The sequence below is a fragment of the Marinoscillum sp. HNIBRBA16962 genome (assembly GCF_057801515.1).
In genome coordinates this window covers 4,301,257-4,313,562 of sequence record NZ_CM173603.1, presented here as the reverse complement: position 1 = coordinate 4,313,562, position 12,306 = coordinate 4,301,257, and the positions used below count along the sequence as shown (strand labels likewise).

General features: G+C 43.1%; 12 protein-coding genes. 6 read left to right on the top strand and 6 right to left on the bottom strand.

Features of this window, described 5'->3' with window-relative positions; all coding sequences use genetic code 11:
• Positions 1-84: 84 nt before the first annotated feature.
• Both AC3E9V_RS17970 and AC3E9V_RS17965 read right to left on the bottom strand, forming a co-directional pair.
• Positions 85-240 carry a hypothetical protein gene (locus AC3E9V_RS17970; protein WP_488749531.1) on the bottom strand — a complete coding sequence of 52 codons (156 nt, stop codon included), beginning with the start codon at positions 238-240 and terminating at the stop codon, positions 85-87.
• 41 nt (positions 241-281) lie between these two features.
• Entirely contained in the window at positions 282-2,963 is a 2,682-nt protein-coding gene (locus AC3E9V_RS17965; protein WP_488749530.1) for a valine--tRNA ligase, read from the bottom strand.
• Positions 2,964-3,282: 319 nt separating this feature from the next.
• Here AC3E9V_RS17965 and AC3E9V_RS17960 point away from each other — a divergent pair, with 319 nt between their 5' ends.
• The 4 genes from AC3E9V_RS17960 to AC3E9V_RS17945 all read left to right on the top strand — a co-directional run bounded on the left by AC3E9V_RS17960 (position 3,283) and on the right by AC3E9V_RS17945 (position 7,805).
• The gene (locus tag AC3E9V_RS17960) at positions 3,283-4,419 is read left to right on the top strand and encodes an MFS transporter (protein WP_488749529.1); all 1,137 of its coding nucleotides are present in this window, start codon (positions 3,283-3,285) and stop codon (positions 4,417-4,419) included.
• Between the two features lie 72 nt (positions 4,420-4,491).
• The gene (gene fahA / locus AC3E9V_RS17955; RefSeq protein ID WP_488749528.1) at positions 4,492-5,763 is read left to right on the top strand and encodes a fumarylacetoacetase; all 1,272 of its coding nucleotides are present in this window, start codon (positions 4,492-4,494) and stop codon (positions 5,761-5,763) included.
• A gap of 8 nt (positions 5,764-5,771) precedes the next feature.
• On the top strand, positions 5,772-6,662 hold the full coding sequence (locus AC3E9V_RS17950) for a flavin reductase family protein (RefSeq protein ID WP_488749527.1): 891 nt from the start codon (positions 5,772-5,774) through the stop codon (positions 6,660-6,662).
• Between the two features lie 237 nt (positions 6,663-6,899).
• Entirely contained in the window at positions 6,900-7,805 is a 906-nt protein-coding gene (locus AC3E9V_RS17945) for a DUF6268 family outer membrane beta-barrel protein (protein WP_488749526.1), read from the top strand.
• On the opposite strand, the gene AC3E9V_RS17940 is transcribed toward AC3E9V_RS17945, so the two are convergent.
• The 4 genes from AC3E9V_RS17940 to AC3E9V_RS17925 form a co-directional block, all read right to left on the bottom strand.
• Positions 7,802-8,485 (bottom strand): class I SAM-dependent methyltransferase, encoded by a 684-nt coding sequence (locus AC3E9V_RS17940; RefSeq protein ID WP_488749525.1) that lies wholly within the window; start codon positions 8,483-8,485, stop codon positions 7,802-7,804. The genes AC3E9V_RS17945 and AC3E9V_RS17940 overlap by 4 nt on opposite strands.
• Before the next feature lies 1 nt (position 8,486).
• The gene (locus AC3E9V_RS17935) at positions 8,487-9,407 is read right to left on the bottom strand and encodes an NAD-dependent epimerase/dehydratase family protein (RefSeq protein ID WP_488749524.1); all 921 of its coding nucleotides are present in this window, start codon (positions 9,405-9,407) and stop codon (positions 8,487-8,489) included.
• Positions 9,408-9,414: 7 nt separating this feature from the next.
• Complete coding sequence (locus AC3E9V_RS17930; protein WP_488749523.1) at positions 9,415-10,071, bottom strand: phosphoadenylyl-sulfate reductase; 657 nt, start codon at positions 10,069-10,071, stop codon at positions 9,415-9,417.
• An 87-nt stretch (positions 10,072-10,158) separates the two neighbouring features.
• Positions 10,159-10,587 (bottom strand): hypothetical protein, encoded by a 429-nt coding sequence (locus AC3E9V_RS17925; protein ID WP_488749522.1) that lies wholly within the window; start codon positions 10,585-10,587, stop codon positions 10,159-10,161.
• A 318-nt stretch (positions 10,588-10,905) separates the two neighbouring features.
• Between AC3E9V_RS17925 and AC3E9V_RS17920 the strand changes: the two genes are divergently transcribed.
• Together AC3E9V_RS17920 and folE are read left to right on the top strand one after the other, a co-directional pair.
• Positions 10,906-11,313, top strand: a complete 408-nt coding sequence (locus AC3E9V_RS17920; protein ID WP_488749521.1) for a 6-pyruvoyl trahydropterin synthase family protein — start codon at positions 10,906-10,908, stop codon at positions 11,311-11,313.
• Complete coding sequence (gene folE, locus AC3E9V_RS17915; RefSeq protein WP_488749520.1) at positions 11,276-11,980, top strand: GTP cyclohydrolase I FolE; 705 nt, start codon at positions 11,276-11,278, stop codon at positions 11,978-11,980. The genes AC3E9V_RS17920 and folE overlap by 38 nt, the downstream gene beginning before the upstream one ends.
• Positions 11,981-12,306 lie beyond the last annotated feature (326 nt).

Sequence of the window (12,306 nt, the reverse complement as noted above, 5' to 3'; positions counted from 1 at the left end):
CATCGTTTCCAAAATGGAGCACGCATCCACTTTTTTGTGTCTTGCCATTCATTTCTGGAGATTATTACAAGTTCTCTCAATTGCTCATTTTGCTGTTCCATTTTTCCAACACTCTCTCAAAACCTTAGTTTCGTCCCGAATGGCCTGAGTTTCTGACTTTATCGCCTCTGTTTCATTGATAATGCTTAGCAATATAGGCCGCATTGGGTCTTTTTCGTATTCGTTCATCCAGTCTTTCATATCCATATTTTAAAAATACGAAAAAAGATTGAACTGGTTGGTTAGCCTAAGTCTGCGAGGCTTGCCTCCAATGAAGCAATCTTCGCCTGAGCATCCGCCATCTTCTTTTTCTCCATGGCTACCACTTTTTCCGGAGCATTGTTTACAAATCGCTCATTGCCCAGTTTTTTCTCTACAGATTTCAGAAAACCTTTCGTGTATTCCAGCTCGTCAGTTAGTTTTTTACGTTCTGCTTCTACATCGATCTGTTCTGAAACCGGCACAAATAGCTCATTACCCTGAACAACGAAGCTGAAGCAGTTGTCTGGTTTCTCATCCGTGTAGCTTAGGTCCCGGATATTAGCCAATTTACGGATAGACGCTGTAAGCTGGTCAATGATCTCCTTGTTTTCTGTTTTCACGGCCAGGTCCAGAGCTTCGTTGGGAGATATTCCTTTGCTGCTTCTTAAGTTCCTGATGTTGGTGGTTAATTCAAATAAAAGGCTTGCATGAGATAGGATTTTCATATCAAATGACTGACTTTCTGGCCATTTGGAAATGATGATCCGATCATCAGCGCTTCTTTCTTTTAAAGAGGTATAAAGCTCTTCCGTAATAAACGGCATAAATGGATGCACTACCTTTAAGACCAACTCAAAAAAAGCAATCGTCTTATCATAAGTGGCCTGATCGATGGGTTGCTGATACTCTGGCTTGATCCATTCAAGATACCAGCTGCAGAAATCAGTCCAAACCAGCTTATACAGCGTCATCAACGCATCGGATAAACGATATTTAGAAAAATGATCCTCCAACTCAGATTTTGCCTGAGCAAATCGATTTTCAAACCAATCGATGGCAAACTTATTTTCTACGGGAGCTTCTTTGTTGGTGATTTCCCAGCCCTTCACCAGACGAAAAGCGTTCCATATCTTATTGGCAAAATTTCTTCCCTGCTCAACCAGCTTCTCCTCAAAAAGCAGGTCATTACCCGCAGGAGAGGAGAAAAGCATGCCTGTTCGTACGCCATCTGCGCCATATTCTTTGATCAGGTCCAGTGGGTCAGGTGAGTTGCCCAGGGATTTGGACATTTTACGGCGTTGTTTATCCCTGACTATTCCGGTCAGGTATACATCTTTAAATGGCTTATTACCAGTGTACTCATACCCCGCAATGATCATGCGGGCTACCCAGAAAAACAGGATCTCCGGAGCAGTCACCAGCGTCCTCGTAGGATAGAAGTAATCAAGGTCTTTATTCTTGCCCGGGAGTATTTTTCCTGATCCTTTATCAAAGTAAGCATCATCAAATCCATTGAAAACCTGCAATGGAAATAACCATGAAGATGCCCAGGTATCCAACACATCTTCATCCTGCTTCAGGTTTTCAGCCTTTAAATCCTTTATGCCGGATTTTTCCTGAGCAAGTATCAGGGCTTCTTCAATGGTTTCTGCTACCACATATTCGTCTTCTCCATCACCATAATAATATGCCGGGATTCGCTGACCCCACCAAAGCTGACGGGAGATGCACCAGTCTCGTACATTTTCCATCCAGTGGTTATAGGTGTTCTTAAACTTGGACGGGTAAAGCTGTACCTCATCGTCCATTACGACTTTATGAGCAGTTCTGGAGATCTCCTTCATTTTGATGAACCACTGTAATGAAAGCTTTGGTTCTACTACAGTGTTAGTCCGCTCAGATCGTCCTATTCGCGTTACAAATTCTTCCTCTTTTTGTAGGAATCCGGCTTCTTTCAGATCCTTTACGATCTGCTTTCTTACGGCAAACCGGTCCATGCCTACATATTTCTCTACACCACAGTTTTCATTGAGTGTACCATCCGGATTGATGGTATCGATTACTTCAAGATCATGTCGCTGGCCTATTTCATAATCATTCGGGTCGTGAGCTGGTGTGACTTTCAGACAACCCGTACCAAAGTCCAGCTCAACATAATCATCACCAATGATGGGTATCTCACGATTTACGAACGGGACTATAGCTTTCTTTCCGATCAGGTGAGAGAAACGTTTATCTTTTGGGTTTACAGCGATAGCAGAGTCACCAAGAATGGTTTCAGGTCTTACAGTGGCTATGGTGACGGTATCTGAGGAGTCTTTGATTTGGTAGTTCACATAATAAAGCGCTGCCTTTTCGCCACCTTCTTTATAGATGACTTCTTCATTGGAAAGGGCTGTCTTAGCCTCACAGTCCCAGTTGATCATACGAAGGCCCCGGTAGATGTATCCTTTTTTGTACAGATCAACAAAAACCCTGATGACCGCTTTGTAATAGCCGTCATCCATGGTGAAGGCTGTGCGGTCCCAATCACAGGAAGCTCCGAGTTTTTTTAGCTGCTCCAGGATGATACCACCGTATTTTTCCTTCCATTCCCAGGCGTATTTCATGAATTCTTCCCTGGAAAGATCACTTTTCTTTATACCTCGTTCCCTAAGCATAGCCACCACTTTAGCTTCGGTAGCAATGGAAGCATGATCCGTACCCGGAACCCAGCAAGCCTCTTTTCCCTCCATTCGGGCTTTTCTGATGAGTACATCCTGAATGGTATTGTTTAGCATGTGACCCATGTGCAGTACACCGGTGACATTGGGTGGTGGAATCACAATCGAAAATGGCTCCTTGTCAGGGTTAACTTTTGCTTTGAAAAAGCCTTTATCCAACCATTCCTGGTACCACTTGTCTTCCGTCTTTGCCGGGTCGTATTTAGTTGAAATCTCCATTGATGTCCTCTGTATTCTCCTGTGCTTTGGTATTAAGTGCGCAAAGTTAAATTTTTACCGTGAATTGGTTTGGTTAAGGCTATAAGGAATCGAAGGATTATTGAGCCAAACCTTGCGAAAAAGATACGTTGAAATGATTCCGGGAGTAAAGGCATAATATTTTTCACTCAGAGTATCCTTATTTAAGCATCTGATAATCAATATTTTAATTTCATTTCAAAAGTTTTAGTGTCGGTGATACACTAAAATATTTGAACAATGAAAATCTATTTTACCTTTATTGATCGTACTTTAAACAAATTTGAGAATCGAGTAAATTATGATCACGAATCCAGCAGCAGGCCAGGTATCTAACCAACAGGCCAACTATCAGGAACAGAAAGAAGTGCTTTGGAAGCAGCTTTTTAGTTTAACACTCTTGTACGCTTCGGTAATTATTGGGTGGATAGCCTATTATAACTATCAACCGATTCTTCTGGAAACGTACAGCTTTACAGACCTCACATTATTTTTGTTTATTGTACAGGGGATTATCATGGTAGTTACCCCGCCGATTGCAGGCAGGATAGGCGATAATTTCCGAGCAAAAGCCGGGCAGAGGTTGCCCATCATATCCGCAGGAGTAAGCTTTGCGGCTATGATCTTTATGGCCACCGCATTTACATTGTTTACTGAACCAGGCCCTGTTTTCAGGTGGATCCTCCCCGGGTTGATTACGCTTTGGCTCTTTTCTATGGCCTTGTTTACCAGCCCTGCGCTTTCTACCATTGAAATTTTCGTGCCTGTGAGAAAGCTACCAACGGCAATGGCTATGCTAACCATTGTATATGGATTAGTTTACGCTATTGAACCGATTATTGTGGATATTATCAACTTTCTGGGAGCACCGTTGACCTTCGTTGTGGGGGGAGTAGCCGTATTTTTTAGTGGCCTTCTGATGAAGTCTAATGCGAGGATGATCGTGGATAAACCCCGAATGCAGGAGGTCGGTAAGTCTGATTTCACCTATGCGTTTGTATTGGGTGTGGCGCTGGGCCTTTCAACTACCATTTTATTCAATCTTTTTCCGGATTGGATGGATGAGCGTAATTACCACCTTTTTGGGATCACAGGAGATGCCATTATCTCTGTGATCCTGGTAGCGGTTGCCGTTCTGTCTATCCCTATCAGCCAATTTGTTGAAGGGAGATCCATTTACCTGACAATTATGTTGAGTATCCTGGCCATCTTCCTGATCACCACCGGCATCTATTTTACTTCCGGCACTACATTACTGACCATCCTCTTGATTCTTTTTGCTCTTTTTTATGCGATGATGTCGGTGAGCTTCCTGCCGCTGGCTCTCACTGTGGTCAAAGACAGGCAAAAAGTTTTTGGGGTAGGGATATTCTTTGCAGGATTCGAACTACCCAATGGAATTTTAGAAGCCATTCTGGTGGCGAATGGGAGTTTTTAAACCGGATTTTGATATAGGTATCTAACCTTCTAATATTGCAGGTGTTAACCCTGATAAACAAAAAACCTTGCAATGATAAAAGCTAACAACCCCACCCTTAAAAGTTGGATTGACTTAAAGGAAGGTTCAGATTTTCCTATTCAGAACCTTCCTTTTGGTATTTACAAAACAAAAAACAAGGCTCCCCGGGCAGCTTCTGCTATTGGCGAGTATGTCATTGATCTTGATGCTCTGCACAAGCTTCGCTTTTTTAACAGCATCGCTTTACCTGCTGATGTTTTTGAGCACTCCACACTCAATTATTTTATCGGTTTAGGTAAAGAGGTTACGCGGAGTGTTCGTGATCGCCTGTCTGAGCTTTTCAAAGAAGATAATCCGGAGTTGAGAGACCAAAAAGATGCCCGGGATAAAGTACTGATCCCAATGAGCGAAGCAGAGATGCTTATGCCGGTACACGTGGGCGACTATACGGATTTTTACTCCAGCGAACAGCATGCATTTAATGTGGGCAGTATGTTTAGAGATCCTGACAATGCCCTGCTGCCAAACTGGAAACATATACCGGTGGGATATCACGGTAGGGCGAGTAGTATTGTGATCTCTGGTACTCAGATACATCGTCCCAAAGGTCAGACCAGAGATCCTGATCAGGAGAAGCCATCATTTGGTCCAACCAAACGATTGGATTTTGAGCTGGAGATGGCGTTCATAACAGGAAAGGCCAATGTGCTGGGAAGTTCTGTTTCCGTGGATCAAGCTGAAGACTACATTTTTGGTTTTGTACTCTTCAATGACTGGTCTGCCAGGGATGTGCAAAAGTGGGAATATGTTCCCCTGGGGCCTTTTCTGGCCAAAAACTTTGCATCTTCAATTTCTCCGTGGATTGTTACTATGGATGCGATGGAGCCTTTTCGTACAGCGGGTCCAAAGCAGGATCCGGAGGTTTTACCTTATCTGAAGTTTCAGGGAAATAAAAATTATGATCTGAACCTGGAGGTGGCCATACAGCCGGAAGGAACTGATGAAACGACTGTGTCCAGGTCCAACTTTAAGTACATGTACTGGAACATTTGTCAGCAGCTTGCGCATCACACAGTGAATGGCTGCAACATCAATGTAGGTGATATGTATGCCAGCGGTACGATCAGCGGCCCAACCCCTGAGTCGTATGGTAGCATGCTGGAGCTTGCCTGGAAGGGTACGAGACCCTTGAAAATGGCAGATGGAACCGAACGAAAATTCATTCTTGATGGGGACACGGTGATCATGCGGGGATACGCGGAAAAGGATGGAGTTCGAATTGGGTTTGGCGAAGTAAAAAATAAGATTCTTCCAGCAAAATAATTTCAGCTATGCCGATAATCAGACCATCAGAGGTTTCAACCCCGGAGTTTCACCAGATATTACTTGGCGCCGTAGTTCCACGACCCATAGCATTTGCCAGTACGATTGATAAGGCCGGGAATGTGAATCTTAGTCCGTTTTCATTTTTCAATGTGTTTAGCGCCAATCCTCCCATTATGATATTTTCTCCCGCGAGGAGGGTCCGGGACAACACGACCAAGCATACGCTTGAGAACGTGCTGGAAGTGCCTGAGGTAACCATTAATATTGTCAGTTATGAGATTGTGGAGCAAATGTCCCTGTCCAGTACGGAGTATGATCGAGGCGTGAATGAATTTGAGAAATCCGGGCTCACTCCTGAAGAATCGCAGGAAGTAAAGCCTCCAAGAGTGGGAGAATCACCAGCGTCTTTTGAATGTAAGGTGATTGAGGTTAAACCCCTTGGTGAAGATGGGGGAGCAGGAAATTTGATCATTTGTGAGGTTTTGGTAGCCCATATTTCGGATACTATTTATTCGAATGGAACGATAAATCCTTATAAATTAGATGCCGTATCCCGAATGGGGGGCAATTGGTATTGCAGGGCACAGGGGGATGCATTGTTTGAAGTGGCTAAACCTATAAAAAACAAAGGTATGGGAGTCGATCAGATACCGAAAAGCATCAGAAACAGTAAAATACTCACAGGAAACCATCTGGGTAAGCTTGGTAATGTAGAAAAACTTCCGAGCGATGAAGAAGTAGAGCAGTTTGCGCAAGAACCTGAAGTGAGCGCTATCCTCCAATATGTCGATCACGAACCAGACAGGATACAAGTGGAGCTGCACAAGCTTGCTGCCCAGCATTTAGATGCAGGAGACCCTGTAGCAGCGTGGAAAGTGCTGCTTCAGGATTATTGATCAAATAGTGGGTTGTACTTTCACAGTTTTTTGCTAATTTTTACCTGTGAAATGAGCATGATGCCGGGCCGCGTAGGCTCAACCCAAATAATGAGAACACCAACCTGCCTGCAGTAGCCACTTTCGGACTCTTACGCTAAAGCTTCAGCGCCAGCGTGCAAAGGCAGGCCAGGTATGATCAAGTTTGGGCGGCAAACCGCCTACGCGGCGCGGCTTGTTTCAGCAACCTTTGAACACATGAAAGCTGCTTATACCATTTTTTTATTGTTGGTTGTGGGCTTTTCTTATGCCCAAAACAGTATTGACCTGTTCACTGGCTCGATTCGGCATGGTTTTAAACAGAATACTGTAGAAGAAATAGGTGATGCCACGGAAAACGTCCTGCTTTTCAACCTAAAGGCTCCTGTTGTATTTTCTGAGTCTACAATCTGGTATAATAATCTGACCTATCAGGCTTCTTCTGTTACTTATTCGGATGATTTCACTAATACCGTTGATCCTACACGGATTCATGGTTTTATCCTGCAGTCTGGGTTGGTTCAGCGAGTTAGTGAAACCCAGGCTTTTCAACTGCTTTTGGTACCAAGGCTTATGACCGATCTAAACAATGTAGACGTTGGGCATTTCCAATTTGGGGGTATAGGCTTGTTCGAGCAAAAGTATTCAGGGCAATTAACTATGCGCTATGGACTTATGTATAACCGGGAGTTGTTTGGAAATATGTTTGTACCACTTGTATATGTGGATTGGCAGCCTGCTCCCAGGTGGTTTGTAAGCGGTCTTCTGCCCATTTTTGCTAAAGTAGGATACAAAGCTTCTCAGCGACTAACTGTGGGATTCAGTCATTTCGGGCTTATCACCTCGTATCAGATTGGAGATCCGACATTTGCCGGTGATTACATTGAGCGGAAGAGTATTGATCTTACGCTTTTTGCAAGGTATCAGCTGATTGGGAATCTGAATATTGAACTGCGCGGAGGTTATGCAGTAGGGAGGAGCTACCTTCAGTTTGCAGAGGGAGATGAAATGGACTTTCGTGTAGCAATTATCAGTGTGGGGGATGATCGGGTTCAGAAAAATGTATCCTTTGATCCCGGACCCATTCTGGATTTCAGGTTGGTTTATAACCTGCCTATTGACTAGCAGGTGATGCATCCCAGGTACTGATCATTTTCATCAGTATGCAGGATCTCAAGATTTAATCCCATGTCAGTACAGATCTTACTCATGGTATTTTGGTCTGCATATACCCAATCAAACCAGTCTCCTTTCTCTCCATTGTACTCGTACTGGTACCGGATTTCTCCAAAGTAATCTTTCGGCTTTTGAACACTGTCATCGTAGAGATAGCTGATATCTGACGAATCGAAAAGGATTTGGCCATTTGGCTTCAGAAGGGAAAGGCATTTTTTTATAAACCCGGGAATCGCTGAAATCTTACCCGCTATACCCAGACCATTCATGAGCATAAGTACCGTGTCGTATTGACCCCGATGTTTTTGATAGTCTTCCTGAACAACCTGTAATACCCCGGATTGCCTCATGACTTCCGCACAGCAGGGAGAGTTATCCAGAGCAAATACTTCATGCCCTCTACCCTGCAGGACGAGAGCGTGGGCACCAGCTCCGGCTCCCAGGTCCAGGACGGTTCCCAGGGATTCCATTATGGCCAGGTGCTCCAGTGTAGTAAAATCTATCTCATCGCGAAAAAAGACTTCTACAGGCATTTCTTCCGGTTCTCCATAGGAGTTATGCAGGATTAGAGGGCCTTTTTGCTTGCCCTGGTAGTGATCCCGGATAGCCAGGCCGTGGACGTCTTTCAAGCTAGAACGAAAATTTGTCGTGAAATAACGCTATCTCTTCTTTGAAAGCCGGTCGTTTGGATACATCGAGATACTTGCTCAAGTTTAGTTCTGTGCTTACCCGAACCATTCGCAGGTTTAGATGCTGATTTATAAAAATGAATTCAAGGTCGGGGTTTATTTCTTTTAGTACATCAACAATGTCAAGTATAGACAGGTTGCGTTCCACAATGTTGTAGACTCCGGACGGGACATCCGCACCGATAAGTTGATTCAGTAAGTCAGTTATGTAGTCTATGTGGACAAAAGCACGGCTTTGCTTTCCATTTCCGTGTATGGTGAGCCGGTTATTGAAGTTGCTTTCAAAAACAAATTTGTTAATAACTGAATCAAAGCGCATACTGCGGCTGTAGCCATAGATGTTTCCACACCGTATGATGTGAGTTTTCATTTTTGACTTCAACCGGGAGACATGCTCTTCTCCCCGGAATTTTGAGATTGCATAGATGGTACGCGGGTTTGGTAGCGTAGATTCATTTATTTCCGAAGAGGAAAAACCATAGACCCCTATACTGCTGCTGTAAATGAAATGTTTTACGTTACTTTCTTCTGCGGCATAGACCAGCTCTGCAGTTCCCCAGTGATTGACCTGCTCGAAAAAGTGAGGGTCGGTATTGGAGTAGGGAGTAGTTACTTTAGCTGCCAGATGAAAGACCACATCTACATCTTCCAGAGCTTTTTTAAGCTTTCGGGAGTCCAGGAGTTCTCCATGGATAAATGTAATGTTTTCATGGTTAGGATATTTATGACCGGTAAACAGCGCATAGTTATCCCTGCTCAGGTTGTCATAAATTTTAATTTTATCTACTGAGGGATTTTTAGATAAGTTTTTGATCAGTTCCGTACCTAAATATCCGGCTCCTCCGGTGATTAGTATGTTCATGGTTAGGTTATTTCTTTACCAGATCCGTATGCAGACCACACTCCACTTTGTTGAGCCCATACCAGCGGGCTTCTCTTTCCTGCATTTCCGGGTCCAATCTGCGGGTACAGGGCTCACAGCCTATACTCATGTAGCCTTTGGAATCCAGGGGGTGACGTGGCAGATTGTGTTCGCGAACATAAGCAAAAATTTCCTTTATGTTCCAATCCAGCATGGGATGAAACCGAATCGTATTAAACGGAGCGTCCTGTTCGGTCTGCATGGCTTTTCGGGTAGCGCTCTGGTCGCCTCGTACGCCATTGATCCATACATCATGGGTTTTTAACAACTCTTCAGTCGGAGCTGTTTTATTGATAAAGCAGCAGTGGTCAGGATCCGAAGTGAAAAGCAAACGCCCTTCCTCATCACGCTGCATGTACCGGGGCATGGAGGATTTGGTCTCAATGACATTGATGCCAAAAAGTTGAGCAACTTCATCTTTAAAAGCTACTGTCTCCGGGAAATGGTACCCGGTATTCAAAAAATAAACTGGAATCGAATGGTCAATTTTGCTGAGGATATGGAGCATTACCAGACTATGAGTCTGGAATGAGCTGGTAGTAAACAACTTTTTCCCCTCAGCTTTATATGAATCAATCTTTTCCTTGATCTCTGAGATTTCCATAGGTGAAATTTAGAGTACAAAACAACAAGCAATTCATAAGAATTCAAACAAGCCCTGAAAATTTCACCTTATTTAAACGAAACCGACTCAGTTATACCTTGGAGCTTCCAGTAAATAACCAAGTCTGGAGAAGGAATCCTCCTGGCTCAGACCATTTCTGATATTTAGCTTAATGTAAGAGGTAAGCTCTCCTGCTTTGTCCGTTGGTACCTTCATTACCGAGACCAGCCTGTTGATCAGGTTTTCTTTTTTATCACTTAGAGACCCATTTTTCATCAATGTACGCACTAAGTAGTAAACCAGAAGGAAGCGATCTTTAGGGGTGGTGGGCAGGTCTTCCCGGTAAGCCTCAAGGGTAGATTCTTTAATGTTTAGTGAAGGAACTGCACCAATATTTTTGCTTAAAATATGGATTTCATTACCATCAATGATGTTTTCCACCTGGGCGATTGTTACCAGTCTGCTGAGTTGTTTCCTTTCTTTTCTGTTTGAGAGAAGTGAGTTAATCCATTTCATATTCGTCTATATTTCTGCTTGGTTCATAGACAAATATAATTAATTCATCTATAAGTGCAATTAAATAGTTATAATAAATATTGAAATTATACTATTATATTTTCCATGCATGGATTTTCGACTTGCAATTGGTCAAAAAAGGATCTTTGGGTAGTTACATTCCAATTATCCAGCATCTTTGTGAACGATTTGATTATGAATCCAAAAAAGAGATGTTTAATATTTTGAGGCAGAAATTAAACAAAAGTAATTTGCATTGTGTTTGATGGGGGATTGTGAAAATTATAAACCTATTTTGCTGAAAAAGGGAATCGTTTCATGAAAGTAGCCGTTTACAGAAAAGAACATTTCAACGCAGCGCATAGACTCTACAATCCGGACTGGAGTGAGGAGAAGAATGACGAGGTCTTTGGAAAGTGCAACAATCCAAACTGGCATGGTCATAACTATGAGTTGATTGTTAAATTGATTGGTAAGCCAGACCCTGAGACCGGTTACGTTTATGATATGAAAAAGCTCAGTGATCTCATTAAAGAACATGTACTGAAAAAGTTTGATCACAAAAACCTCAATCTGGACACAGAAGAATTTAAAGACATCAATCCTACAGCAGAGCATATTGCGGTGGTGATCTACAATATTCTCAGAGACAAGATTGATTCGGACCTTGAAATGAAAGTATTGCTTTATGAAACAGAAAGAAACTTCGTTGAATACCCCGCTTAAGATAGATCCTATAGCAGACGATTTTGAGGAAGATCACGTGGGTACATCTGATCAGACTCCGCTGAGGCCTGATGCTTTTGAGATGGACGATGAACTTAAAATGGAGCTGATAGCCAAACATTTTAAGGAGATAATGCAAATTCTTGGTTTGGATCTTGAAGATGATAGCCTGCAGGGTACACCCAAACGGGTAGCTAAGATGTACGTTCAGGAGGTTTTTAGTGGGTTAAACCCGAAAAACAAGCCACATGCCAGACTTTTTGAAAATAAGTATAAATATGACCAGATGCTTGTGGAGAAAGACATTACTTTTTACTCCCATTGTGAGCATCATTTTGTGCCGATCTATGGCAAAGCGCATGTAGCGTACTTCTCGAGTGGTAAGGTTATAGGACTTTCAAAAATTAACCGAATAGTTCAGTACTATGCCAAGCGACCGCAGGTTCAGGAGCGACTGACTATGCAGATAGCCAATGAACTTAAAGAAATCCTGAAGACGGAAGACGTTGCAGTAGTGCTTGATGCCACTCATATGTGCGTATCGTCCAGAGGAGTCAATGATACCAATAGTATGACTGGTACTGCTTTCTTTGATGGAAAATTCAAGAATCAGGATATCAAAACAGAATTCCTTAATTACATCAATTCCAAGACTGACCTAAGATAGAAGGTCTGTATTTCTCTATTAATCAGGTCAGGATACTGAGCGAAATAACCAGAGGGGTCACAAATAGTTGTCAAAAGGACAATCAAATAGCTGAAAGATTGTGGGTTTAGAAGCGGTTAAGGGCTGACGCGACCATTCGCCGGATGCATCCGGGGCATCAAAGGAAGGGAAATTTGGACATCGTTTTGTGATGTCTGATCGTGCGAGGGGGGTGGTTTGAATCAAGCCGCGGCAGCTACTCGGACAGAAGTAAGTTAACGTGACTCATGACTACACGAAGTGATTCTCAAATACCTTGAACAGCAAGGTGTTGAGTCCGGAATCGC

Excerpts from the sequence above, each read along its gene's own strand:
- AC3E9V_RS17925 (WP_488749522.1), bottom strand. The coding sequence starts at position 10,587 with ATGAAATGGATTAACTCACTTCTCTCAAACAGAAAAGAAAGGAAACAA.
- fahA (WP_488749528.1), top strand. The coding sequence starts at position 4,492 with ATGATAAAAGCTAACAACCCCACCCTTAAAAGTTGGATTGACTTAAAG.
- AC3E9V_RS17950 (WP_488749527.1), top strand. The coding sequence starts at position 5,772 with ATGCCGATAATCAGACCATCAGAGGTTTCAACCCCGGAGTTTCACCAG.
- folE (WP_488749520.1), top strand. The coding sequence starts at position 11,276 with ATGAAACAGAAAGAAACTTCGTTGAATACCCCGCTTAAGATAGATCCT.
- AC3E9V_RS17970 (WP_488749531.1), bottom strand. The coding sequence starts at position 240 with ATGAAAGACTGGATGAACGAATACGAAAAAGACCCAATGCGGCCTATA.
- AC3E9V_RS17920 (WP_488749521.1), top strand. The coding sequence starts at position 10,906 with ATGAAAGTAGCCGTTTACAGAAAAGAACATTTCAACGCAGCGCATAGA.
- AC3E9V_RS17960 (WP_488749529.1), top strand. The coding sequence starts at position 3,283 with ATGATCACGAATCCAGCAGCAGGCCAGGTATCTAACCAACAGGCCAAC.
- AC3E9V_RS17935 (WP_488749524.1), bottom strand. The coding sequence starts at position 9,407 with ATGAACATACTAATCACCGGAGGAGCCGGATATTTAGGTACGGAACTG.
- AC3E9V_RS17945 (WP_488749526.1), top strand. The coding sequence starts at position 6,900 with ATGAAAGCTGCTTATACCATTTTTTTATTGTTGGTTGTGGGCTTTTCT.
- AC3E9V_RS17930 (WP_488749523.1), bottom strand. The coding sequence starts at position 10,071 with ATGGAAATCTCAGAGATCAAGGAAAAGATTGATTCATATAAAGCTGAG.
- AC3E9V_RS17965 (WP_488749530.1), bottom strand. The coding sequence starts at position 2,963 with ATGGAGATTTCAACTAAATACGACCCGGCAAAGACGGAAGACAAGTGG.